The 23,158-nt window shown below is 70.8% G+C and carries 25 protein-coding genes, 1 other RNA gene and 3 pseudogenes; 6 read left to right on the top strand and 23 right to left on the bottom strand.

The annotated features are described in order from the left end of the window. The 15 genes and pseudogenes from VED21_RS28405 to VED21_RS28340 form a co-directional block, all read right to left on the bottom strand. A pseudogene (locus VED21_RS28405) lies at positions 1 to 575 on the bottom strand (hypothetical protein); the annotation flags it as partial. Between the two features lie 16 nt (positions 576 to 591). Continuing rightward, a complete protein-coding gene (locus tag VED21_RS28400; protein WP_324888445.1) occupies positions 592 to 1,095 on the bottom strand; it encodes an ExbD/TolR family protein in 504 nt (167 codons plus the stop codon). A gap of 1 nt (position 1,096) precedes the next feature. Then, positions 1,097 to 1,807, bottom strand: coding sequence for a protein TolQ (gene tolQ / locus VED21_RS28395; protein WP_324888444.1), 711 nt, complete (start codon positions 1,805 to 1,807; stop codon positions 1,097 to 1,099). A gap of 17 nt (positions 1,808 to 1,824) precedes the next feature. Next, the gene (gene ybgC / locus VED21_RS28390; protein ID WP_324888442.1) at positions 1,825 to 2,274 is read right to left on the bottom strand and encodes a tol-pal system-associated acyl-CoA thioesterase; all 450 of its coding nucleotides are present in this window, start codon (positions 2,272 to 2,274) and stop codon (positions 1,825 to 1,827) included. Then, positions 2,267 to 3,322 (bottom strand): Holliday junction branch migration DNA helicase RuvB, encoded by a 1,056-nt coding sequence (gene ruvB / locus VED21_RS28385; RefSeq protein ID WP_324888441.1) that lies wholly within the window; start codon positions 3,320 to 3,322, stop codon positions 2,267 to 2,269. The genes ybgC and ruvB overlap by 8 nt, the downstream gene beginning before the upstream one ends. 41 nt (positions 3,323 to 3,363) lie before the next feature. Beyond that, the gene (gene ruvA, locus VED21_RS28380) at positions 3,364 to 3,993 is read right to left on the bottom strand and encodes a Holliday junction branch migration protein RuvA (RefSeq protein ID WP_324888439.1); all 630 of its coding nucleotides are present in this window, start codon (positions 3,991 to 3,993) and stop codon (positions 3,364 to 3,366) included. Further along, complete coding sequence (locus VED21_RS39055) at positions 3,990 to 4,448, bottom strand: endonuclease domain-containing protein (RefSeq protein WP_414638326.1); 459 nt, start codon at positions 4,446 to 4,448, stop codon at positions 3,990 to 3,992. Before VED21_RS39055 ends, ruvA begins: the two co-directional genes overlap by 4 nt. A 132-nt stretch (positions 4,449 to 4,580) precedes the next feature. After that, a pseudogene (gene ruvC / locus VED21_RS39050) lies at positions 4,581 to 5,045 on the bottom strand (crossover junction endodeoxyribonuclease RuvC); the annotation flags it as partial. A 37-nt stretch (positions 5,046 to 5,082) separates the two neighbouring features. Beyond that, positions 5,083 to 5,835: a YebC/PmpR family DNA-binding transcriptional regulator gene (locus VED21_RS28370; protein WP_324888435.1), complete on the bottom strand. Its 753-nt coding sequence runs from the start codon at positions 5,833 to 5,835 to the stop codon at positions 5,083 to 5,085. A 191-nt stretch (positions 5,836 to 6,026) separates the two neighbouring features. Beyond that, the gene (locus VED21_RS28365; RefSeq protein ID WP_324888433.1) at positions 6,027 to 6,506 is read right to left on the bottom strand and encodes a DUF29 domain-containing protein; all 480 of its coding nucleotides are present in this window, start codon (positions 6,504 to 6,506) and stop codon (positions 6,027 to 6,029) included. Between the two features lie 20 nt (positions 6,507 to 6,526). Further along, entirely contained in the window at positions 6,527 to 7,348 is an 822-nt protein-coding gene (locus tag VED21_RS28360) for a TIGR00282 family metallophosphoesterase (protein WP_324888431.1), read from the bottom strand. Then, on the bottom strand, positions 7,345 to 7,929 hold the full coding sequence (locus tag VED21_RS28355; protein WP_324888429.1) for a 5-formyltetrahydrofolate cyclo-ligase: 585 nt from the start codon (positions 7,927 to 7,929) through the stop codon (positions 7,345 to 7,347). The genes VED21_RS28360 and VED21_RS28355 overlap by 4 nt, the downstream gene beginning before the upstream one ends. Positions 7,930 to 7,963: 34 nt before the next feature. After that, positions 7,964 to 8,126: non-coding RNA, 6S RNA (gene ssrS / locus VED21_RS28350), on the bottom strand. A gap of 14 nt (positions 8,127 to 8,140) precedes the next feature. Beyond that, a complete protein-coding gene (locus tag VED21_RS28345; RefSeq protein ID WP_324888427.1) occupies positions 8,141 to 8,476 on the bottom strand; it encodes a cell division protein ZapA in 336 nt (111 codons plus the stop codon). A gap of 5 nt (positions 8,477 to 8,481) precedes the next feature. Further along, entirely contained in the window at positions 8,482 to 8,706 is a 225-nt protein-coding gene (locus VED21_RS28340; RefSeq protein ID WP_324888425.1) for a hypothetical protein, read from the bottom strand. A 388-nt stretch (positions 8,707 to 9,094) separates the two neighbouring features. Here VED21_RS28340 and tkt point away from each other — a divergent pair, with 388 nt between their 5' ends. Together tkt and gap are read left to right on the top strand one after the other, a co-directional pair. Next, a complete protein-coding gene (gene tkt, locus VED21_RS28335) occupies positions 9,095 to 11,080 on the top strand; it encodes a transketolase (protein ID WP_324888423.1) in 1,986 nt (661 codons plus the stop codon). A 72-nt stretch (positions 11,081 to 11,152) separates the two neighbouring features. After that, positions 11,153 to 12,160: a type I glyceraldehyde-3-phosphate dehydrogenase gene (gap, locus tag VED21_RS28330; RefSeq protein ID WP_324888421.1), complete on the top strand. Its 1,008-nt coding sequence runs from the start codon at positions 11,153 to 11,155 to the stop codon at positions 12,158 to 12,160. A 67-nt stretch (positions 12,161 to 12,227) separates the two neighbouring features. Here gap and VED21_RS28325 read toward each other — a convergent pair whose 3' ends face one another. Beyond that, on the bottom strand, positions 12,228 to 12,623 hold the full coding sequence (locus VED21_RS28325; RefSeq protein WP_324888419.1) for a hypothetical protein: 396 nt from the start codon (positions 12,621 to 12,623) through the stop codon (positions 12,228 to 12,230). A 224-nt stretch (positions 12,624 to 12,847) separates the two neighbouring features. On the opposite strand from VED21_RS28325, the gene VED21_RS28320 reads away from it, so the two are divergent. Continuing rightward, the gene (locus tag VED21_RS28320; RefSeq protein WP_324888416.1) at positions 12,848 to 13,429 is read left to right on the top strand and encodes a hypothetical protein; all 582 of its coding nucleotides are present in this window, start codon (positions 12,848 to 12,850) and stop codon (positions 13,427 to 13,429) included. 4 nt (positions 13,430 to 13,433) lie between these two features. Here the strand turns inward: VED21_RS28320 and VED21_RS28315 are convergent, their stop codons facing one another. The 4 genes from VED21_RS28315 to VED21_RS28300 form a co-directional block, all read right to left on the bottom strand. Continuing rightward, positions 13,434 to 13,796 (bottom strand): type II toxin-antitoxin system HicB family antitoxin, encoded by a 363-nt coding sequence (locus tag VED21_RS28315; RefSeq protein ID WP_324888414.1) that lies wholly within the window; start codon positions 13,794 to 13,796, stop codon positions 13,434 to 13,436. A 92-nt stretch (positions 13,797 to 13,888) separates the two neighbouring features. After that, a complete protein-coding gene (locus VED21_RS28310) occupies positions 13,889 to 14,575 on the bottom strand; it encodes an ABC transporter ATP-binding protein (RefSeq protein WP_324888412.1) in 687 nt (228 codons plus the stop codon). After that, the gene (locus VED21_RS28305; RefSeq protein WP_324888410.1) at positions 14,572 to 15,831 is read right to left on the bottom strand and encodes an ABC transporter permease; all 1,260 of its coding nucleotides are present in this window, start codon (positions 15,829 to 15,831) and stop codon (positions 14,572 to 14,574) included. The genes VED21_RS28310 and VED21_RS28305 overlap by 4 nt, the downstream gene beginning before the upstream one ends. 11 nt (positions 15,832 to 15,842) lie before the next feature. Further along, the gene (locus VED21_RS28300; protein WP_324888408.1) at positions 15,843 to 16,862 is read right to left on the bottom strand and encodes an efflux RND transporter periplasmic adaptor subunit; all 1,020 of its coding nucleotides are present in this window, start codon (positions 16,860 to 16,862) and stop codon (positions 15,843 to 15,845) included. Between the two features lie 66 nt (positions 16,863 to 16,928). Here VED21_RS28300 and VED21_RS28295 point away from each other — a divergent pair, with 66 nt between their 5' ends. Continuing rightward, positions 16,929 to 17,351 (top strand): hypothetical protein, encoded by a 423-nt coding sequence (locus tag VED21_RS28295; RefSeq protein WP_324888406.1) that lies wholly within the window; start codon positions 16,929 to 16,931, stop codon positions 17,349 to 17,351. Between the two features lie 24 nt (positions 17,352 to 17,375). Here VED21_RS28295 and VED21_RS28290 read toward each other — a convergent pair whose 3' ends face one another. Genes VED21_RS28290 through VED21_RS28280 form a run of 3 tightly spaced genes read right to left on the bottom strand, consistent with a single transcriptional unit; the run spans position 17,376 to position 21,677 of the window. After that, positions 17,376 to 18,455 carry a hypothetical protein gene (locus VED21_RS28290; protein ID WP_324888404.1) on the bottom strand — a complete coding sequence of 360 codons (1,080 nt, stop codon included), beginning with the start codon at positions 18,453 to 18,455 and terminating at the stop codon, positions 17,376 to 17,378. Between the two features lie 25 nt (positions 18,456 to 18,480). Next, entirely contained in the window at positions 18,481 to 19,530 is a 1,050-nt protein-coding gene (locus tag VED21_RS28285) for a ferritin-like protein (protein WP_324888402.1), read from the bottom strand. Between the two features lie 17 nt (positions 19,531 to 19,547). Then, positions 19,548 to 21,677 (bottom strand): hypothetical protein, encoded by a 2,130-nt coding sequence (locus VED21_RS28280; RefSeq protein ID WP_324888400.1) that lies wholly within the window; start codon positions 21,675 to 21,677, stop codon positions 19,548 to 19,550. 415 nt (positions 21,678 to 22,092) lie between these two features. Between VED21_RS28280 and VED21_RS28275 the strand changes: the two genes are divergently transcribed. Next, on the top strand, positions 22,093 to 22,788 hold the full coding sequence (locus VED21_RS28275; RefSeq protein ID WP_324888398.1) for a VTT domain-containing protein: 696 nt from the start codon (positions 22,093 to 22,095) through the stop codon (positions 22,786 to 22,788). After that, a pseudogene (locus VED21_RS28270) lies at positions 22,785 to 23,158 on the top strand (hypothetical protein); the annotation flags it as partial. The gene VED21_RS28275 and the pseudogene VED21_RS28270, both read left to right, overlap by 4 nt.

Below are 23,158 nucleotides of genomic sequence, written 5' to 3'. Positions count from 1 at the left end.
GGCTGCTCCTTCGGCGGTTCCGGCTTCGGCTTCGCCTGCGGGGCAGGCGGCTTCGGCGGCTCGGGCTTGGGAGGCTCGGGCTTGGGAGGCTCGGGCTTCGGGGGCTCGGGCTTCGGGGGTTCCGGCTTCGGCGGCTCGGGTTTCGGCGGTTCCGGCCGGGGCGGCTTGGGCGGCACCGGGGCGGGTTCCGGCGTGGGCGCGGGCGGCGGCGGAGGCGGTGGCGGCGGTTCGGGCGCGCGCTTGGGCGGCTCCGGCTCGCGCGGGGCGGGCGGCACCTGGGCCAGCTTCGGGGGTTCCGGCGCCTTGGGCGGCGGCGGCGGAGGCGGCGGCGCCTCGGCCACCGGCTCGGGCGGCGGCGGGGCGGGCTTGGCCTCCGGCACCGGCGGGCGCGGCGGTTCCGGCTTCGGCTCGCCCTTGTCGACGCGCGCGGCCTCCGTGATCTCGCCGATGTCGACGATCTCGATGGGGATCGACTGGGGGATGTCGAGCTTGCGATCGCTGGGCGGCAGGCCCAGCACGATCAGCGCGATCAGCGCCGTGTGCAGCACCGCCGAAGCGATCAGGGGTTCGCGCATGGCCGGGCCCGCCTTCTCAGCGCGTCCTGGCGGGAGCGGGCGCGGCGGCCGGGCGCACCGCGGGGGCGGACGGGCCGGCGGCCTGGTTCGGCAGTTCGGCCACGAGGCCGACCTTCTTGAAGCCGGCCGCGCTCATGGTGCCCATGACCTCCAGCATCCGCCCGTAGGCGATCTTGGCGTCGCCGCGCACCAGGATGCGGGCCTCCGCGTTGGAATTGGTGATGGCGACCAGCAGCGGCACGAGGCCGGCCGTGTCCACCCGCTGTTCCTGCACGAACACGGTGCCGTCGGCCTGGACGGTGACGAACAGCGGGTCCTTCTGCGCCTCCAGGGGCGCGGCGTTGGTCTTCGGCAGGTCGACCGGCACGCCGACGGTGAGCAGCGGGGCCGCCACCATGAAGACGATGAGCAGCACCAGCATGACGTCGATGAACGGCGTCATGTTGATCTCGGCCATGGCGCGGTAGCCGCGCCGGCGGCCGCGGCCGTGGCCGCCCTTGGCACCCAGCGATGCGCCCATCTCAGGCGGCTCCCCGCTCTTCCAGGTGACGCGACAGGATGGCGACGAACTCGCCGGCGAAGGCGTCCAGGCGGTCGGCGTAGCGCGAGAGGTCGGTGGTGAACTTGTTGTAGGCGACCACCGCCGGGATGGCGGCCAGCAGGCCCATGGCGGTGGCGAACAGCGCCTCCGCGATGCCCGGCGCCACCACGGCGAGGCTGGTGTTGTTCGACGCGGCGATCGAGGTGAAGGAGTTCATGATGCCCCACACCGTGCCGAACAGCCCGATGAACGGCGCCGTCGAGCCGACCGAGGCGAGGAAGGTCATGTAGCGCTCGGCCCGCGCCATCTCGCGGCCGATGGTCACGGTCATCACCCGCTCCACCCGCTGCTGCAGCGACGCCTTCATCGAGCTGCCCAGCCCCCGGTCGGCGGCGTGGCGCCATTCGCGCATGCCGGCGGCGAAGGTGGCCGACATGGGGTCCTCCGGCCGCTTGCCGACGCGATCGTACAGCGCGTCCAGCGAGCCGCCGGACCAGAAGCTCTCCTCGAAGGCGTCCGCCTGGGCGTTCAGCCGGCGGATGCGCATCAGCTTCTCGATGATGATGGCCCAGCACCAGACGGAGGCGGCCAGCAGCATGATCATGACCAGCTTGACCAGCAGGTCGGCCTGCCAGAACAGCCCCCACATCGTGATGTCGTGGGCCTTTGCCGCCACCCCGGCGGCGTTCATTGCATGCTCCATTGCCGTCAGTCTCGCTTCTGCCGTTGGTACAGGGTGTCCAGCGCGTCGCGCACCGGTGCGGGGATGCGGGTCGGCCGGCCGGCGCGGTTGATCATCGCCACCTTCACGTCCGCGCGCGCCAGTTCCCGGCCATCGCGGCGAACCGATTGTGCAACTGCGAAGGAGGCGCCGCCGATATCGGTGATTCGCGTCTCTACTTCAAGCGTATCGTCAAGCTTCGCGGGAGCGACAAAATCGATCCCGACGTGGCGTACCGCAAATGACACACCCTGCTCCGCCAGCAGCCGGGCGTGGCTGTTGCCCAGCAGGCGCAGCATCTCCGTGCGCGCCCGTTCGGCGAAGCGCAGGTAGTTGGCGTGGTAGACGATGCCGCCGGCGTCCGTGTCCTCGTAGAAGACGCGGAGCGGGTAGCGGTGCACGCCCGCCTCGTCGAAGAACCCCGACAGGTCAGGCATCGGGATCCTCGTCGGGTTCGACGTCGGGATCCATGGCACGATCGAGAAGGTCGAGCTGGCGGGCGGGTGCCACGGGCGGCGCCAGACCCAGGTAGCGGAAGCCGGCGTCGGTCAGCATGCGCCCGCGCGGCGTGCGCTGCAGGAATCCCTGCTGGATCAGGTAGGGCTCCACCACCTCCTCCAGCACGTCGCGCTGTTCGCCCAGCGCGGCACCCAGCGTCTCCACGCCCACCGGACCGCCGCCGTAGTTCTGCGCGATGATGCCGAGATAGCGGCGGTCCATGCTGTCCAGGCCCAGCCGGTCGACCTCGAGGCGCGTCAGCGCGGCGTCGGCGGCGCGGGCGTCCACCTCCTCCACCCCCGCCACGGCGGCGAAGTCGCGCACGCGGCGCAGCAGGCGCCCGGCCACGCGCGGCGTGCCGCGCGAGCGGTTGGCGATCTCCCGCGCCCCTTCCGGCGTGATCGCCATGCCCAGCACGCGGGCGGCGCGGCTGACGATCAGCTGCAGCTCCTCCGGTTCGTAAAACTGGAGCCGCACGGGGATGCCGAAGCGTTCGCGCAAGGGGCGGGTGATGAGGCCGGAGCGGGTGGTGGCGCCGACCAGCGTGAAGGGCGGCAGATCGATGCGGATGGAGCGCGCCGCCGGCCCCTCGCCGATGATGAGGTCGAGCTGGAAATCCTCCATCGCCGGGTACAGCACCTCCTCGACCGCGGGGTTGAGGCGGTGGATCTCGTCGATGAACAGCACGTCGTGCGGCTGCAGGTTGGTGAGCAGCGCGGCCAGATCGCCGGCGCGCGCGATCACGGGGCCGGAGGTGGCGCGGAAGTTCACCCCCAGCTCGCGCGCGACGATCTGCGCCAGCGTGGTCTTGCCCAGGCCCGGCGGCCCGAACAGCAGCACGTGGTCCAGCGCCTCCCCGCGCGACCGGGCGGCCTGGATGAAGATCGACAGGTTCTCGCGCGCTTGGCGTTGGCCGGTGAAGTCGGCCAGCGACAGCGGGCGGATGGAGGCCTCCGGCGCGTCGCCGGGGCCTTGACCCGTTTGCACCAGCCGATCGCCCCTGTTTTGATCAGGGCCGGGAGTGGCGTTCACTGGCTAAGCTCCTTCAATCCCTGGCGGATCAGGTCGCCGACCGCGGCACCGTCGCCCAGCGTGCGCCCGGCCGCGACGACCGCGCCGAACGCCTCCGACCGGCCGTAGCCGAGGTTGACCAGCGCCGACACGGCGTCCGCCATGGCGGTGTTGCCGCCGGGTGCGGGCACCGGCGCGCCGCCCTTGGCCGGCGCCGGGGCGGTGGTGCCGCCCATGCCCAGCGACAGGCCGCCGACCTTGTCCTTCAACTCGTTGATGATGCGCGCCGCCACCTTGGCGCCGACACCGTCGGCGCGGATCAGCGCCGTCTTGTCCTGCGCCGCGATGGCATGCGTCAGCTGTTCCGGATCCAGCACGCCAAGAATGGCGAGAGCAAGGCGGGCACCGACCCCCTGGATGGTGGTCAGCAGGCGGAACCAGTCGCGCTCGGCGTTGTCGGCGAAGCCGTACAGCACGATGCGGTCGTCGCGCACGAAGGTCTCGACGACCAGCGACGTGCGCTCGCCCCCCATCAGGCGCGACAGCGTGCGCCCCGAGCAGGTCAGCGCATAGCCCACGCCGTTGACGTCGAGCACGACGGAATCGACGCCGACGCCGTCCACCACCCCGGTGAGCTTGGCGATCATGATACTCCTCCTTGCGGGCCGCCCTTATCCCTCTCCCGTCCTGGGAGAGGGTGGCCCGAAGGGCCGGGTGAGGGCCCCACGGGCCGCCGCAGCACGGTCGTCTCGTCCAGGCGCGCCTTGATGGTCTCAAGCACGCCGTTCAAATTGTCGTTCACGTCGGTGTTCCAGAAGCGCAGCACGCGGAACCCGGCCTGTTCCAGCATACGCGTGCGGCGCTCGTCATACTGCACTTGCGTCGCGTGCTGACCGCCGTCGAGTTCGATCACGAGCCGGTGGTCGTGCGACACGAAATCGACGGTGAAACCCAGGATCGGTTCCTGCCGCCGGAACTTGGCGCCGAGCTGTGCATTGCGCAGGCGCTGCCAGAGAAGCTTTTCCACGTCGGTGGAGTTGCGGCGGAGGTCGCGGGCACGCTCGACCTCCTTGTCCGTGGCGTAACGCTTGGCCTGCTGCACCAAAGCGCCGGTAACGGAGCCCTCACCCGGCGCTTCGCGCCACCCTCTCCCGGGGTGGGAGAGGGTATCGACGTCCCCTCTCCCCAGGGGAGAGAGGGATTTTCCGACACCCTTCCTCCACACCTGCCAGGTGCTGCGGTGGTGGGCGTGGCAGATCGCCACGGCCAGCGCGTCGGCGGCATCGGGGGTGGCGATCGTGCAGCCGGGCAGCAGGACGCGCACCATCATCTGCACCTGCGCCTTGTCGGCGCGCCCGGCCCCGACCACGGCCTTCTTGACCATGTTGTTGGGGTACTCGGCCACCGTCAGGCCGGCCTGCGCGGGCACCAGCAGCGCCACCGCCCGCGCCTGCCCCAGCTTCAGCGTGGAGACGGCGTTGGCGTTGACGAAGGTCTCCTCCACCGCCGCCTCGTCGGGGCGGTAGCGCTCCAGCACCTCGGACAGCGCGTCGTGCAGCTGGCACAGCCGCTCGGCCAGCGCGCAGCCGTCGCGCGAATGCACGGCGCCGTCGGCGACGTGGCTCAGGCGGTTGCCGGCGACGTCGATGATGCCCCAGCCGGTGTGCCGCAGCCCGGGATCGATCCCGAGCAGCCGCACCGTTGCCATACCCGCGTCGCCGCCCACGCCCGTGCCCTCACGCGGTCAGCTTCTCCATCAGCTCGGCCGAGATGTCGTAGTTGCCTTCGACATTCTGGACGTCGTCGTTGTCCTCCAGCACCTCCAGGAGCTTGATGAGGGTGGCGGCGGCGTCCTCCGGCGGAGCGACGGTGTTCAGCGGCTTCCAGGCGAGGCGGCCGCTCTCCGGCGCGCCGAACCTGGCCTCCAGCGCGTCGCGCACGGCGGCGAAGCTCTCCACCGTGGTGGTGACCTCGTGCCCCTGCTCGTCCGACTCCACGTTGTCGGCGCCGGCCTCCAGGGCCGCCTCGAACATGGTGTCGGCGTCGGCCGCGCCGGCGGGGTAGTAGATGGCGCCGACCCGGTTGAACATGAAGCTCACCGAGTTGGTCTCGCCCAGGGACCCGCCGTACTTGGTGAAGGCGGAGCGCACCTCGGCGGCCGTGCGGTTGCGGTTGTCGGTCAGTGCCTCGACGATCAGCGCGATGCCGCCGGGGCCGTAGCCCTCGTACCGCACCTCTTCATAGTTGGTGTCGTCGCCGCCGCCCGGCGTGCCCTGCTTGATGGCGCGGTCGATGCGGTCGCGCGGCATGTTCTGGCCACGGGCCGCGAGGATGGCGGCGCGCAGGCGCGGGTTGGCGGCCGGGTCCGGCAGGCCGGACTTGGCGGCCACGGTGATCTCGCGCGCCAGCTTGTTGAAGATCTTGGACCGCTTGGCGTCCTGCGCGCCCTTGCGGTGCATGATGTTCTTGAATTGTGAATGACCGGCCATGCGTCGGACGAGTCCCAGGCTAGAGAGCGTGACAAGGTTTAGGGTACGGCGAGGGATGCCGTGCGGCACATGTACCAGATCTAGTGCACCCGCGCACCTTGTTGGGGGCGCAGAGCACACCTACTCCCTTAGAAAGTCAATATGGCGAGAATGCGGCCATCCGATTTCGCCGCAGACATGCAGCGAGACGCTCAGTCCAGGCCGTGCCAGTTCGCCGGCCACCAGTCGGGATCGAGCAACTGGTCGGCCGTGTAGGGGCGATCCTGCGGCACCTCGCGTCCGGTGACGCCATCCTCGACCAGCCCCAACGCGGCCAGCCTGCGGCCACCCAGCCACGCGTCGTCCAACGCGTCCGACAGCTTCGCCTTCAGGCTGGGGCTGTTCCTGAGGAGGCGCGCGACGCTTAGCCGCTGCTGGACCACCGACCGCTTCCATCCCTGGCGGGGATTGGCGGCGGGAGAGATTTCCAGCTTGAGGAGATGCTCGATGAGGCGTTCGAAATGGCTGATCAGGCCATTGAGGTCGCTCCGCCCCATGCTCTCGATCTCCTCGGCGAGGTTCTCCCAGTCGAGCGGCAGGTTGGCGCCGGACGCCGCCGCCTCGCGCAGGCGCGAGGCCTGCTCCTGCGTCCAGGCGTAGAAGTCGTCCTCGTACTTGGCGCCGTAGCCCATGGGGACCCTCCCGGGAAGCGTCAGCTCCGCGTCGGCATATGCTGGCTCAAACGGCCGCCGAGGCGCAACGGCTCGATGCGGGTGGCGAGGCCGCTGCGGTCGTCGGTCTCCACGTAGACGCCGCACACCGTGCCCTCGCCCTCGGCCGGGGACAGGCGCTCGGTCGGCAGCTTGCGGACCATCTTCGCCACGGCGATCTCCTTCTTCATGCCGATGGCGCTGTCGTAGTCGCCGCACATGCCGGCGTCGGTCATGTAGGCGGTACCGCCGGGCAGGATCATGTGGTCGGCCGTCGGCACGTGGCTGTGCGTGCCCACCACCAGCGACACGCGGCCGTCCAGGAAGTGGCCCATGATCATCTTCTCGCTGGTCGCCTCGCCATGGAAGTCCACCAGGATGGCGTCCACCCCGCCCGGCCCCAGGCGGTGGGCGCGCAGCACGCGGTCGATGGCGGCGAAGGGGTCGTCCTGCGGCTCCATGAACAGGCGCGCCAGCGCGTTGACGACCAGGATCTTGCGCCCGCCGCGCGCCTGCAGCAGCACGAAGCCGCGGCCCGGCGTGCCCTCCGGGTAGTTCAGCGGGCGGATGACGCGCGGCTGCTGGTCGATGGTGCCGACCAGTTCCTTCTGGTCCCAGGTGTGGTTGCCCAGGGTCAGCACGTCGACGCCCGCCTCGAAGAACTCGGCGGCGATCTTCACGGTGACGCCGTAGCCGCCGGCGGCGTTCTCGGCGTTCACCACGACGATGTCGGGGTCCAGCTCCGCCTTGATGCGGGGCATGTAGGCGATCACCGCGTCGCGCCCGGTGCGGCCGACGACATCACCGAGGAACAGAAGTCTCATCGTTCAACCTTCATCGAAAAGCGCTCGGTGACGATCCAGTCGAGCGGCTGGTCGTGCGGCCCGTGCGGCACCGCCTCGACCTCTTGCGCGGCGAAGCCGACGCCCACCGCCAGCACCGGCCCGCCCCCGGCCCGCAGGCCCTCCAGCGTGCGGTCGTAGTAGCCGGCGCCGTAGCCCAGCCGGTGCCCGCCCCGGTCGAAGGCCAGCAGCGGCACCAGCAGCACGACCGGCACCACCCAGGGGGCGGTCTCGTCGGGCTCCGTGATGCCGAAGCGCCCTTCGCGCAAGCGGGTGTCCAGCGTCCAGGCGCGGAAGCGCAACGGCTCGCCACGCGGGCCGGCCACCGGCAGCGCCGCCGTCCGTCCCTGTCCGGAAAAATGGAGCAGCAGGGGCCGCACGTCGAGTTCGGAGCCCAGCGGCCAGTAGCCGGCCACCGGCCCGTCGGGCAGCGGCACCTCGGCCAGGATGCGGTCGCGGATGGCGTGCGCGGCGCGGCCGCAGGCGTCCGGATCGGTGACCGTGTCGCGCAAGGCCCGCGCCCGCAGTCTGGCGGCAGCCTTGGCCTCGCGCGGGTCGGTCATCGGCGGTCGGGAACCTGACGGGGGAAAGAGGGTGGAAGGCGCCGCCTTGGGCGTTGGCCATAGTGCCTATCCTCCACGGCCTGCCAGTGCAGGTGGGCGCCATGTACCGAGACCACGGTCCCGGCAGGGACAGCTCCCAAGAGGTTAGGGTTATCGGCCCTGGGGATAATGCGACCTGACGCGCCAGGCAGCGAACCTTCCGGGACCTAACTTAGGCGCGCTCGAGCCGCGCGGCAACCTCTTCTATGCGGCGCGTGATCGCTTCCACCGTCGCCACCGCCGCAGCCTCGGCCGCGACCTCCTCCGGCGAGGGGCCGACGCGGTGCGCCGGCGCGGCGCGGCCGGTCAGCGCGTCGCTGAGTTCGTCGGCCAGAACGAGGCAGGTGGCCACCAGCATCATGGTGTCGGAGCCGGAGCGCCCGCCGCCCGTCACCTGCTTCAGCCGCCCGTCCACATAGGCGGCCAGCTCGCGGATGCGCGATTCCTGCCCGTCCTCGCAGGCCAGCTGGTAGGGACGGCCGTTGATCTCGATCTCGACGCGGGCCATGGGGGTCAGGTCTCCAGCACGGATTCGAGGCGGCCGATGGCCGCTTCCAGCCGCTTCGACACGGCGTCCGCGTTCTCGTTGGCCTTGGCCGCCTCGGCGCGCGCCTGCGTCAGCGCTTCGGACAGCTCATGCTCGCGGCGGTTGAAACGGATCTCGCGGTTCGCGGCGGCGTGTTCGAGGCGGCCGACGGCGTGCCCCAGACGGTCGAGGGCGGCTTTCAAGGCGTGCATGGCGTTCGGAACGGCCTTTCGCAACTGCACAACTGGCGAGTCTTCTACAGTTGGGCCGGCAGCGCCCCGCCGTCAACCGAAAAGAGGCGGGATATGACAACAACGAACACAACCCGTAGGTTGGGTTGAGCGCCAGCGAAAACCCAACGTAGCGGCCACCCTGAGGGCGCGTTGGGTTTTCGCCTTCGGCTCAACCCAACCTACGGGTCCTCGCCCATCCAGCCCACCCCATTGCGGGAGGCTGTTCCTACCCATTCGCGTGTTGACCAAGCGGCACCGGATCTGCATTTTGCGCCGATCCGGCGGGGAGCGGCGCGCCCCCGCCCGACCGGCCACGTCCCTGCCAGCGAGCGCACGCGCCCAGGACCCCGACCAGGAACCAGATCTTATGTCCACTCCCACCGTTTCCCCGGAGACCATGGCCAACGCGATCCGCGCGCTCGCCATGGATGCCGTCGAGGCCGCCAAGTCGGGGCATCCCGGCATGCCGATGGGCATGGCCGACGTGGCCACCGTGCTGTTCACCCGCTTCCTGAAGTTCAACCCGGCGCAGCCCGCGTGGCCCGACCGCGACCGCTTCGTGCTGTCGGCCGGCCACGGCTCGATGCTCGTCTACTCGCTGGCCTACCTGACCGGCTACGCGCGGATGACCATCGACCAGCTGAAGAACTTCCGCCAGATCGGCAGCCTGACCCCCGGCCACCCCGAGGTGGACCCGGAGATCGGCGTCGAGATGACCACCGGCCCGCTGGGCCAGGGCGTCTCCACCGCCGTCGGCATGGCGCTGGCCGAGCGCATCGCCAACGCCCGCTTCGGCAATGATCTGGTCGACCACTTCACCTACGTCATCGCCTCGGACGGCGACCTGATGGAGGGTGTCAGCCACGAGGCGTGCTCGCTGGCCGGCCACCTGAAGTTGAACCGCCTGATCGTGCTGTGGGACGACAACCACATCTCCATCGACGGCTCCACCGACCTGTCCTTCACCGACGACACGCAGGCGCGCTTCCGCGCCTACGGCTGGAACGTCCAGGCGGTGGACGGCCACGACATGGCCGCCATCGAGAAGGCCATCGCGGCCGCGCAGTCGTCCGACCGGCCGAGCTTCATCGCCTGCCGCACCATCATCGGCAAGGGTGCCCCCAACAAGCAGAACACGCACGGCTGCCACGGCTCGCCGCTGGGCCTGGACGAGGTCAAGGCGACGCGCGAGAACCTGGGCTGGCCGCACGAGCCGTTCGTGGTGCCGGACGAGGTGCTGAACGCCTGGCGCGCCGCCGGCCGCCGCGCCGACGACGCCTTCAAGGCGTGGGACGCCCGCCACGGCAAGCTGGACGACGCGGCCCGCGCCGCCTTCGACGCCGCCGTCACCGGCAAGCTGCCGGCCGACCTGCCGGCCATCGTCGAGGCGTTCAAGAAGAAGGTCTCCGAGGAGAAGCCGAGCTGGGCGACCCGCGTGGCGTCCGGCAACGTGCTGGAGGTGCTGGTCCCGGCGGTGCCGGAGCTGATCGGCGGTTCCGCCGACCTGACGCCGTCCAACAACACCAAGGTCAAGAACACCGCCGACGTGAAGGGTGCGGGCGAGTTCGCCGGCCGCTACGTCCGCTACGGCGTGCGCGAGCACGGCATGGCCACCGTGATGAACGGCATGGCGCTGCACGGCGGCGTCATCCCCTACGGCGGCACCTTCATGCAGTTCGCCGACTATTGCCGCCCGGCCATCCGTCTGGCCGCCCTGATGAAGACGCGCTCCATCTTCGTGATGACGCACGACTCCATCGGGTTGGGCGAGGATGGTCCGACGCATCAGCCGGTCGAGCATCTTGCGGCGCTGCGCGCCATCCCCAACCTTCTCGTCCTGCGTCCGGCCGACGCGGTGGAGACGGCGGAGTGCTGGCAGATCGCGCTGGAGGCGGCGAAGAGCCCGTCGGTCCTGGCGCTGACCCGCCAGAACGTGCCGACCCTGCGCACCCGCCACACGGCCGACAACCTCAGCGCCCGCGGCGCCTACGTGCTGATGGAAGCGGAGGGGGAGCGCAAGGTCACGCTGCTCGCCACCGGGTCGGAGGTCGAGATCGCGGTGAAGGCGCGCGAGACGCTGCAGGCCGAGGGTGTCGGCACCGCCGTGGTGTCGATGCCCTGCTGGGAGCTGTTCGAGGCGCAGAGCGACGCCTACCAGGAGCAGGTCCTGGGCGGCGGCGTGCGGATCGCGGTGGAAGCCGCGGTGCGCCAGGGCTGGGATCGCTGGATCGGCCGTGACGGCGGTTTCGTCGGCATGGCGGGCTTCGGCGAGTCGGCTCCCTACCAGGAGCTGTACAAGCACTTCGGCATCACCGCCGAGGCGGTCGTGAAGGCCGCCAAGGCGCGCCTGTAAACGGACAGGCACTGTGTAATCGGGCTCCGGGGCAGCCGCCCCGGCGCCGTAAACGAGAGACTGGAGGACGTCATGGCAGTTCGGGTTGCGATCAACGGGTTCGGCCGCATCGGCCGTCTGGTGCTGCGGGCGATCTACGAAAGCGGTCGCAGCGACGTCGAGGTGGTGGCGATCAACGACCTCGCCGACCTCGACACCAACGTGCACCTGCTGAAGTACGACAGCGTGCACGGCCGCTTCCCCGGCACGGTCGAGGCCAAGGACGGCAACCTCGTCGTCAACGGCCACAGCATCAAGGTCGTGCAGGAGCGTGACCCGACCAAGCTGCCGTGGAAGGACCTGAAGGTTCAGGTCGCCATGGAGTGCTCGGGCATCTTCACCTCGCGCGAGAAGGCGTCGCTGCACCTGGAAGCCGGTGCGGAGAAGGTGCTGATCTCGGCCCCGGCCACGGACGAGGACATCACGGTCGTCTACGGCGTCAACAGCGACAAGCTGAAGGCCGAGCACCGCATCGTGTCGAACGCGTCGTGCACCACCAACTGCCTGGCGCCGGTGGCGTTCGTCCTGAACAACCTGATCGGCATCGATCACGGCTTCATGACGACCATCCACTCCTACACGGGTGACCAGCGTGTCGTCGACACCATGCACAAGGACCTGCACCGCGCCCGCGCGGCGGCCCTGAACATGATCCCGACCTCGACCGGTGCCGCCAAGGCCGTGGGCAAGGTCCTGCCGGAGCTGAAGGGCAAGCTGGACGGCACCGCCATCCGCGTGCCGACGCCGAACGTCTCGGTGGTGGACTTCAAGTTCGTCGCCAAGAAGGCCACCACGGCCGACGAGATCAAGGCCGCCATCAAGGAGGCCGCCGCCGGCCCGCTGAAGGGCATCCTGGGCGCCTACGATGAGCCGCTGGTGTCGAGCGACTTCAACCACGACCCGCACAGCTCGATCTTCGCGCTGAACGAGGTGAAGGTCATCGACGGCACCTTCGTGCGCATCATGACCTGGTACGACAACGAGTGGGGCTTCTCGAACCGCATGAGCGACACCGCCGTCGCCATGATGAACGCGAAGTAAGCCACCCGGCAAAGCACCCGAACGGCAAAGGCCGCCCCGCGAGGGGCGGCCTTTTCTTTTGGGCGGCCTATTCCTGGACGCAGGAGATGCGGCTGTCGTTCTCCACGATCCGGAAGCGCAGCTGCTCGGCGGTCCCGAGCCCGACCTTGTTGACGACCTTCGCGCACAGGTCCCAGGGGAACGGCATCACCTTGAACAGGTTGTACCGGAAGTCGACGTTGATCACCGGGTACTCCTTGCTCAGCACCCGCAACCGCACGTCCAGGCAGCGCTGCTGGCCGGACGGGATGAGGTCGGACGCCGTCTCCGGCCCGTCGGGATAGGTGATGCGCGCGGCCGCATCGTGCCCGTTCATGGCGTTGGTCACGCACACGGTCTTCGGCATGGCGACGGCGCTGCCGGGCGCGGCAAGGGTGGCGACGGCGAGCGGCAGCGCCAGCACGGCGAGCTTGCGGATAAACATGGGAGTGCTCCTCGAACGGGTGACGCCCTTTTGTGGCCGCCCGCCGGCGAAAGTTCCACGTTTCGCGATTCCTGGAGCGGGATTCCTGGAGCGGGATTCCTGGAGCGGGCCGGCGCCCGCCGCCTTCGCATTGGTGGTAGGGGCCTGTGCCCCGCGTGCCACCCGCGTCATGTCACATTGTGTGTAATCCGGAGGATACCGGGGGCGCCGCAAGGGAGAGAGACATGGTTGCGCTGGAACGGGACGAGTCCGCCTTTGCCACCGGACGGGTGCGGGAAGTGGTGGCCGTGTTCGACGATCCGGACTGCCTGGACGGCGCCGTCGCCGACCTGCAGTCGAGCGGGTTCAACCGCGCCGACCTCAGCATCGCCAGCGGGGAGCGCGCGCTGCAGGCCAAGCTGGGCCGCACCTGCTCCGACGTGCGGGAGATCGAGGACGATCCCGCCGCGCCGCGCACCGTCTTCATCTCCAAGGCGTCGCTGGGCGACGCGGAGGGGGTGCTGATCGGCGTCGCCGTCTACATCGGCGCCGTGGTCGCCGCCGGGGTGGCGGCGGACGCCGGGGCCGGCATGTGGGGCATCATCCTGGCGGTCGCGGTCACCGCGGCGGTCACCGGCCTGATCGGCGCGTTCCTGGTGATGCGCCTCGACCGGCACTACCGCGCCGACATCCGCGAGCAGGTGCAGCGCGGCGGCTTCGTGCTGTGGGTCAACCTGCACTCGCCGGAACTGGAGCGCCGCGCGCTGGAGGTGCTGGAGACCTGCGGCGCCAAGCGCATCCACGTGCACGAGGTGCCGGCGCTGTAGCGCCCTACCCCGCCCGCCGGCAATTGGTCCGCGCGCACGGCACGATGCCCGCCGCTTCGCCCAAGCGGTCGGCGATCCAGGCGGACACGCTCTTGCCCTCGCGCCGGGCGCAGGAGGCGATGGCGCGGTGCAGCGTGGGGTTCACGCGAATGGAGATCTGCCCCGACGCCGGGCGGTCGGTGTTCGCCGCCATGTCGCTGGCCAGCGCCAGATAGTCGTCGACAGCCGCGCGGAAGGCGGTGCGCAGCTCCTCCACCGACCGGCCGCGGAAGGTGATGCCGTCGCGCGTGTTGATGACCTCGCCGACGAAGATACCGGCATCGTCGTCGAAGTCGATCTGGGCCTTGTAGCCCTTGTACTCCATCATGGCGGCGTCCCTTGGGGATTCGTTGGCGCGACCATAGCGCGGCAACGCGCGGGGCGGTTTGACCTGCCTCAATTGACGCACCCGGCGTGGGGCTATGCGCCGTCCACGACGCGGCCGTCCACCAGCACGACCCGGCGGTGCGTCTGCGCCGCCAGATGCTCGTCGTGCGTCACGGTGACCACGGCGGTGCCGGATTCGCGCGCCAGCGACGCGAAGATGTCGAACACCCCCTGGGCGTTGCGGGTGTCCAGGTTGCCGGTGGGCTCGTCCGCCAGGATCAGGCGCGGGCCGTTGGCGAGCGCCCGGGCGATGGCGACGCGCTGGCGCTGCCCGCCGGACAGCTGGTCCGGACGCTTGCCGGCCTGATCGGCGAGGCCCAGGCGGTCCAGCAGCTCCATGGCGTGGGCGCGCATCGCGCGCTCCGGCAGGGCCGCCAGCTTGCGCATGGGGATCAGCACGTTGCCCAGCGCCGTGAACTCCGGCAGCAGGAAGTGGAACTGGAACACGAAGCCCAGCCGGGCGAGGCGCAGGTACGCCAGCTCGGCCGCGTCCAGCTCCGCGGTGTCGCGCCCCTCCAGCCACACGCTGCCCGCCGTCGGGCGGTCCAGCAGGCCCAGCAGGTACAAGAGCGACGATTTGCCCGACCCGGACGGGCCGGTGATGGCGACGAACTCGCCCGCCGCGATGGTCAGGTCCACGTCGCGCACCAGCGTGACCGGCACCACGCCCGGCAGCACGCGCGTCAGGCCCCTCGCCTGGACGAGCGGCGGGGCGTTCACGCCGCCCCCCGGATGATCTCGACCGGGTTGAGGCGCGCCGCGCGCCGCGCCGGCAGCCACGCGGCGAAGGACGCGGCGGTGATGGAGAAGGCGGCACCGATCAGGTAGTGGGTGATGGAATAGGCCAGGTAGAAGCGGTCGTTCTGGATGGCCCCCTGCCCGCCGCCCAGGTCGAAGCGCACGCTGGCCAGCGCCGCCACCAGCGCGTAGCCGATGGCCCAGCCCAGCAGCGCGCCGACGACGCCGACCAGCACCCCTTCGATGAGGAAGATGCGGCGGATGTCGGCCTCGGCGAAGCCCAGCGACTTCAGGATGGCGATGTCGCGCCCCTTCTCGAACACCACGGTGGAGATGATGTTGAAGATGCCGAAGGCGGCCACCACCATGATGGCGCCGACGGTGGAGTACATGATGGCGTTCTGGATGACGAAGGCGTTGAAGATGCCTTCGTTCGCCTCCTGCCAGCTCTCGGCCTTGTAGGCGAAGCGCGCCTCGATGCGGGCGGCGGCGGCGCGGGCGGAATCGACGTCGTCCAGGCGCAGGCGGATGCGGTTGATGACGTTGGCCCGGTCCTGGAGGATCTGCGCCTGCTTCAGCAGCATGAAGGCCATGCCGTCGTCGAAGGCGGTGACCCCCGTGCGGTACAGCCCCACCACCGTGACCCGGCGCAGCACGCCGGCCGGCGAGATGGCGGTCAGCCGGTCCCCCGGCGCCGCCCCCAGCCGCTTGGCCAGCGCCACGCCCATGACCACACCGTCGGGCCGCGTCTCCAGGTCCAGCAGGCTGCCCGCCACCATGTCCTTTTCCAGCCGCGTGATGGCCAGCTCGCGCCGCGGGTCGATGCCGACCAGGGCGGCGTTGCGCTCCGTGGCGCCGTAGCGCAGGAAGACCTGCCCCTGCAGGCTGGGCGCCACCAAAACGCCGGGCATCTCCTCCAGCGCGTCGATGATGGCGAAGCCGCGCTTGATGCCGCGCCGCTCGTCCTGCGGCTTCACGCCGCGCACCGCCACGGCGCCGTCGGGGAAGGCGGCGACGGCCGGCTGGCGGGCCGGCTCGCGGAATTCGTCGCTGATGGTGATGTGCGGGGCCACGTCCACCACCGTGGCGATGAAGAAGGCCTGGAAGCCCTGCATCAGCGCCGCCATGGCGATGAAGAACCCCACGCCCAGCGCGGCACCGGTGACCGACACCAGGGTCTGCCGCTTGCGCCCCATCAGGTGGGTCAGCGCCACGTCGACGTGCAACGGCAGCGGCATGGCACGTCCTCCTACGGCTCCGGCACGCGCACCGGCGCGCCGTCCTTCAGGCCGGCGGGCGGGGCGGCGACCACGCGTTCCCCCTCCGCCAGCCCGGCGCGGACCTCGGCGCGGCCGTTGCCGACGACGCCCGGCTCGACGCTCCGGGCGCGGGCGACGCCGTCCTCGACCACGAAGACCCGGCCGCCCGCCAGCGCGGTGTCCGGCACCAGCAGCGCGCGGTCGTCGCGGCGCACCACGATGTTGGCCTCCACCGTCATGCCGATCAGCAGCGGCGTGTCGTCGGGCAGCGCGACGCGCACGCGGTAGCTCTTGTTCACCGGGTCGCCCATGGGCGTGGCCTCCGCCACCGTGCCCTCCAGCGCGCGGCCGGGGAAGGCATCGGCCTTGATCAGCGCGGTCTGGCCGACGGCCACGCGCGGCCGGTCCTCCTCGTCCACCTCGACCACGGCCCACAGCGGGCGCGGCTGGCCGATGGTGAACAGCACCTTGGCGCCGGTGGTGCGCACGCTGTCGCCGATTTCCGCGTCGCGGCGCAGGACCACGCCGTCGATGGGTGCGGTCAGCGTGTAGCGGGTCAGCGCCTGACGCTGTGCGGCGATCACCTCGCGCGTCGCGGCCAGCTCCGTCTGCGCGCGCTCGCGCGCCTGCGGGCTGGCGACGCCGCGCCGTTCCAGCGCCTCCTGCCGGGTCACCTCGGATTCCAGGAAGCGGGCGCGCGCCTCCAACTCGCGCAGCTTGGCCTGCGCCTCCTCGTCGTCCAGGCGGGCGAGAACCTGCCCGCGCTCCACGCGCTCCCCCTCGCGCGCCGGCACGGCGACGATGGGCGCGGAGACCAGCGCCTCGACCCGCGCCCAGTGCACCGGCTCCACAGTCCCGGTGGCGTACACCGCCTCCACCGCCGGGCCGCGCGCGACGGCGGCCAGCCGCACCGCCGGCGGACGCCCCGTCCACCACAGCCAGCCGCCCACGCCGCCCGCCAGGGCGAGCGCGAGCAGCAGGGGCAACACGAGGCGGCGCAGGCGGGGCATGGAAGGCGGCGGGAGGCGGAATGGGAGGCGTGCGTTCGGTGACGCTTACGGTATCATGAACGGCCCATGATGAAGACCGACAACGATACCGCCCGCTTCGCCCGGCCGGTGCGCGTGCACGGCGCGGCCGACGCGCGCGCGGCCCTGGCCGCCGCCGCGGCCCTGGGCGTGCCGGTGGCGCTGGTCGCCCACGCAGCGGCCGGCGGCCTGTGGCTGCGCACGCTGCTGGACGACGCCCGCGCCGCCGTTCCAGGGGTGCAGGCGTGTGGCGTGCTGGACTGCGGCGACCGCGCCGGGGACGCGCAGGCGGCCCTGGCCGCCGGGGTGGACGCCGTGCTGTTCACCGGCCCGCCGGCCGTCGCCGCGCGGCTGGCCGACATCGCCGCGCAACGCGAGGCGGCGCTGCTCACCGCCCTGCCGGCGCCGCTGGACCTGCGCGGCGCGCGCGACGCGGAGGCCGCCTGCCGGGCGTGGCTGGCGGCCCGCTGAGGTCCGTCGATCGGCATCCGCCGGTCAGCGCCCGCGGATGTCGCCCCAGGTGGGGGCGCGCGGCGTGCGGATCGCGGCCGGCGCGGCCGTTCCGGTCAGCTGCGCCTGCGGATCGGGCGGGTCGAAGAGCTGGCAGCGCGGGACCTCGCCAGTGCACATGCGGGCGACCTGGTCCCAGGTCTGCGCCGGATCCGGCTTGGCGGACGAGAAGCCCTCGAAGTTCTGGCTGACGATCGGCGCGTTCGCCGGCTCCACCGGGTAGCCGGAGAAGTAGAAGGACTGCGGGTGCCGGTACGGCTCCATCTTCGGGTCGGCGGCGTCCGGCGTGGCCGTGCTGTGGAAGCCGTAGCCGAACATGATGTCGCCGTCCGCCGTGCGCACGGGGCTGACGCCGGTCTGCACCGGGGCGCCCGTCTTGGCGCTGACCCAGAAGGAATAGCCCTGCACCTTGCCGCCCAGCCGCTCGCTGTCGCCCTTGCTGTAGGGGAGGTGCTTGATGAAGTCGCGGCGCGGCGGGTGGTTGTAGTCGGAGAACAGGCAGCAGGCCGGCATCCCCTTCGGCCGGTCCTCCGGGTAGGTCAGGAAATAGGCCGTGTTGCCCAGCGACACGAAGGAGCAGGTGTACTGGTTCGACAGCGGGAAGATGGGCAGGCAGCGCTTGACGTAATGCTCCATCATGGCGCCCTTGGCCTTGCCGTCGGCGCTGGTCCAGGTGCTGTCGTAATAGGTGGCGCCCTGCGACGCCTCGTAGTCCTTGCCCTCGGCCAGCGGGGCCGGCGGCTTGCCGTCGTACGGCGGCGGGTTCTCGACGTAGCCGTTGTAGACCCGGTACATGGTCCATCTGGTCGACCAGTGCTCCGGCCAGACGGGGTCGCTGGGGTCGCCCGCCTCGCGCTTGGCGACGCAGTTCTTGGGCTCGCAGTTGCTGAATTCCGGCGGGTTGTGGGCGCCGTAGGTGGAATAGACCACCTTCTCGTCGGCATTTTTGCTGGGGGCGTTCTTCTTGGCAGCGTCCTGGGCATGCGCCGGGACGGCCAGCGCGGTGAGGCCGAGGAGGGCGGCGGCAAGGCCCAGGCGGCGGCCGGTGACGAGGCGTTCGTTCATCGCAACGATCTCCACCCGTTGTGGATCAAAGGGGCCGGAAGCGGAAGGACAGGCCGGTGTACTGGCCCTCCTGCCCCGGAACCGGGGTGGCGAGCACCTCCTGCGCCAGCAGGCGCATCTCGTACATCAGCCCCATGGCGCCGTCGAAGCTGTCCGGTTCGCCGTTGAAGGTGCGGTCCAGCGCGTTCAGCAGGCGCGTGTAGGAGCCTTCGAACTCGGTCGCCAGCCGCCGCGCGCGCGACCCCGCCGGCAGCTCGTCCGGGTTGGGGTTCGGCTGCATGTTGATGACGTTGCGCTCGTCCAGCACCACCGGCGCGCCGGTGTAGGAGTAGCCGTTGGGCGCGGACGCGTCCGCCACCAGCCGCCGCCCGCGCACGATCTGCTCGAAGCGGTAGTAGTGGGCGGCGACGTTCTCCGGATCGACGGGGGAGACGCTGGTCCCCTCGCCCTGGCAGATGATGAGGTCGATGGCCTTGCAGGCGCTGTCCAGGTCGGTGATGCGGAACAGCTGGTCGGGCGGGAACCAGCTGTTGTTCACCATCTCGCGCGCGAAGTCGCCGATGAACACCGGCTCGCCCGCCTCCACCAGCTCGGTCAGCTTGACCTTGATGGCCGTGTAGAACTCGCCGATGGTGTTGTACTCCGGCGTGGCGGCCATGAGGGCGGCGCCCTCCAGCTCCAGCGGGTGCTCCGGCTCCTCGATCTTCATGAAGACGTTCTGCACCTGCGCGATGGAGCACTTCTCCAGCGGCACGATCAGCCCGTCGCCGATGTTCATCGGCAGCGGCCCCGGATAGCTGGGCACGAACGCCGGGTCGTTGAGCTTCGGCGCGCCGCCGATGGCGATCAGCAGGTTCGCGGCGATGCTCATGTGCAGCATCTCCTCGATCACCACGCTGCGGATGATGTCCGCCACCGCCTGGTTGGTGCCGAGCTTCAGCGTGTAGAGCGCGCACAGGTAGGTGGGGATGGTCGCGTGCTCCAGCTCGATGGCGTTCTGAAGCATGGCGTAGAGATCGCCCGGGCCGGTGGCGGCGCGGACCTGATCGACGTACTTGGGGTCAATCTTCATCATCGTCCTGTCCTCCGCCCTTAATCAGCCGTGCCGGTGGTGCTGTACCCGCGCCCCGACGCACCCGCGTCGGAGGGGCCAAGACCCTTGAGCGCGGCCTCCCGCCCGCCGATGCGCGACACCTCCCGCGCGTCGGCGACGACCGGGGCGGCGGGGGCGGTGAGCGTGGAGCCCTGCGGCGGGACCGGCACGGCGCCGCTGACCGGCGGCGCGTCCACCAGATAGCCGGCCAGCCAGTCGATGATCATCTTCAGCTTGCCCGCCGACATGTCGCGGGTGGCCGGCATGTAGTTCGGGTCCTCGATGGGCCGGGTGAACGCCAGGTAGAGCAGGCGCGCGTTGGCCACCACGCTGGAGTAGTCGGAGAAGCTGAACAGCCCCCGGCTCATCACCGGGTACAGGTTGCCGAACTGCACCAGGACCGGGGCGATGTCGGTCTCCCAGCTGGGCGTGGCCGGCGGCGTGAAGGCGTCGCGCACGTGCACCGCCACCAGCTCGAACTGCGGCATGGGCGACTGGCCGACGCCGGTGAAGCTGTAGGAGAACTCGTAGATCTGGCCGTCGATGTAGCGGCGCGGGTTGCACGGGTCGGCCGCCTGATACTCCAGCACCGCCACGCCGTCTTCCCCCGCGTTCATCCGGCTGCACGGCAGGTGGATCTTTTCCTTTGGCACGTTGATGGCGGGGATCTCCGCCTGCGGCGGATAGACCGCGTCGCCGCCGTCGCCGCCCCATTCGGTGGTCGCCGGCATCAGCTTCACCGACAGCGGCGCCCCGGCGTAGGGCTTGCCGTAGCGCATGGCGTAGAGCGCCACGCTGGACGGCACCCAGCCCTCCTCCGCCGCGTCCAGGCGCTGCACGAACTCGTCCGCGCGGACCCAGAGGCCACCGACCGTTTCGCGGATGTCGACGGTCCCGCCGTGGGTGAGAATGGCCAGCGGGTGGTCGGCGAGCAGCGCGCGGGCCGGTTCAGGGACGGCCAGATCGGCGATGCCGCCGGTGGCCTTCAGCCACGCCATGTCGTAACCCTGGAGAACCGCGATCTCCTCGTACTGGTCGGGGGTGAGCGCGGCGCCTTCGATCACGCCCGGGGTGAGGACCAGCCCGTCGTCGTTCCGCGTGACGGTGTCCGCCTGCTTCAGCACGACGATTCGCAGCGGCCCCAGGTCCTTGAGGCCGATGCGCAGGCCGTCGGGCGTCGCACCGCCGACCGGCGCCTGCGCCTGCGCCTGCGCCTGCGCCTGCGCCTGCAGCAGCGGCAGGGAGTTGCCGAAATCAAGGCTGAGCACCGTTCCGTCATCGGAGACGGCGCCGGTCATGTAGCCGATGCCCGACGCCGACGACCAGTTGGGGGCGGAATACAGGCCGGATCCGCTGGTCGGCCCGAAGCGGCGGCCGGTGGCGAACATCAGCGGCTCGCCCGTCGTCCAGGGGCCGATGGTGCCGATCACGCTGCCGAAGGTGAAGCCCTGCGTGCCCGGCGTGCGGCTGTAGCCGTAGGTCATCAGGCTGGTGCCCAGCTTGCCCCCGTTGGCGTCGGCGCACACCTTCAGCGCCGAGAGGAGCGGCGAGCCCGACACGTCGCCCCACGCGATGTCCGTCAGCGTGCCGGTGAAGCGGGCGGAGGCGCCGGGGCTGGCGCCGACCGGCTGCCCGGTCTTCGCGTCGATCAGGCGGCCGAAGTAGATGTCGCGGAAGCACGCCGGCAGCAGCGCCGCCGAGAACAGCGTCTTCGTGCCGTCGGTCAGCGCGATCCGCAGGCCCCACAGGGCGGAGGCGAACTGGAACTGCGGGTCGAGGTCGACGATCTTGGCGGCGGTGCGGTCCATCTGCGCCACGAGCCGCAGGCTCAGCGCGGGATCGCCCTCCGCCGCGCCGTCCGCCGCGCTCTTGGCCGCGCCCTTGGCCGCGCCGTCCGGTCCGGCGCCGCCGGTGACCGCGCAGTCGATCAGGCGGAAGGTGTTGCCGCCGTCCGGGTTCCACCAGCCATTGTAGACCGTCCCCTTGCCGTCGGGCAGCGTCTCCATCGGCGTTTGGAAGCGCGGCTCGAAGCTCTTGGCGCTGTAGTTCCGGACGTCGTTGTTGACGGTGTTCACGTCCGCCTCGAACAGCCCGGCGAAATTCAGGCGCGGCAGCCCCAGGTAACTCATTCCCCCCACCCCTCTGTCAGGCGACCTCTGTTGATCTTGGCATATCACACAACAAATATGTCATCCACACGTATATATTGATGAAATTTTCTTGTGAGATAATAATCTCGCAACAATTTGCCGCATTATGTGACAATATTCTGCAACAACACTTCGTCGCTGGCAGGCAAATAGCCATCATACCCGCGTATGTTCTTGCCCACGCATTCCATTCCGGCATTGATCAATATTGATTTTCCGCCGTTGCACGGACACCATCATCGGCCGGTGACGGCGTACCGATAGTGTTGCGCCGCCACACGGCCCGAAGACCCCGGACACCCAAACCACCGCGCGGAGGCTGCCACCGTGACCGCTACGACCACTGCTTCGACCGCTGTTTTGACCGCCGCCAGTCACTGAATTGGGCAGAACCATGACGGCATTTCCGGCCGGTACACCCTCGGCGGCGCTGTGGCGATGGGCGGCGGTGGCGGCGGCGCTGGTCGCCGCCGTGGTCGTGCCGTTCCTGCTGTTCGAGGACGCCATGGGCCGGGCCGCCCAATGGGCGGCCGGCATCGGCGGCGGATGGGGGGCGGCGCTGCTCGCCCTCCTGCTCGCCGGCGACATCCTGCTGCCGGTGCCGTCCAGCGTGGTGAGCACGGCCTGCGGCTTCCTGCTGGGCTTCCCGGCCGGCACCGCGGCGTCCACCGTGGGGCTGACCGCCGGCGGCGTGATCGGCTATGCGCTGGGCCGCGGGCTGGGCGGCGCGCGGCTGGAGCGGCTGGTCACCCCGAAGGGGGCGGAGGGCGTGTCGGCCGTCTTCGCCCGCCGCGGCGCCTGGGCGCTGGTGCTGCTGCGCGGCGTGCCGGTGCTGGCGGAGGTGTCGGTGGTGGTGGCCGGCATGACGCGGCTGCCGTTCGACCGCTTCATTGCCGCCACGGCGCTCTCCAACCTCGGCCTGTCCGCCGCCTACGCCGCCGCCGGCGCCTGGGCGATGGATGGGGGGATGGGCACGGCGCTGGACGGGGCATTGCTGCCCTTCGCCGCCGCCATCGGCCTGCCGGCCGCCGCGCGGCTGTTCGGCCTGCGCCTCGCCGCCCCGCCCGCCGCGACCGGAGGGGTTCGATGACGCCCCACACCGTGCCGCCCGCGCTGATCGCCATTGCGTTGGAACCCGCCCCGGCGGCGTGGCTGGGCGATGCCCTCGCCGCCCCGCCCCTGCCCGGCACGCCGGCCTTCCTGCGGCTGTTCGCCATGGCCGGGCGCCTGTCGCCCGCCGTGCCGGCGCCCGGCGGCGCGCAGGCGCAGGCGCTACGCGCCGCCGGCATCGCGGCGCCGGAGCGCTGGCCGCCGTCGTGCTTCGCGCGCGCCGCCCTGCTGGTCGCGTCGGTCGGCGCGGCGGGGGCGGAGGCGCCGGCCCGTCTGGCCGCCGCCTTCCGCACCTCCGACAACGCGGAGCGGGCGGCGATCCTGCAGGCGCTGCCGCTGCTGCCCGGCCC

This window comes from Azospirillum sp. (assembly GCF_035627195.1).
Lineage (GTDB): Bacteria > Pseudomonadota > Alphaproteobacteria > Azospirillales > Azospirillaceae > Azospirillum.
This window is presented reverse-complemented; position numbering and strand designations above follow the sequence as displayed.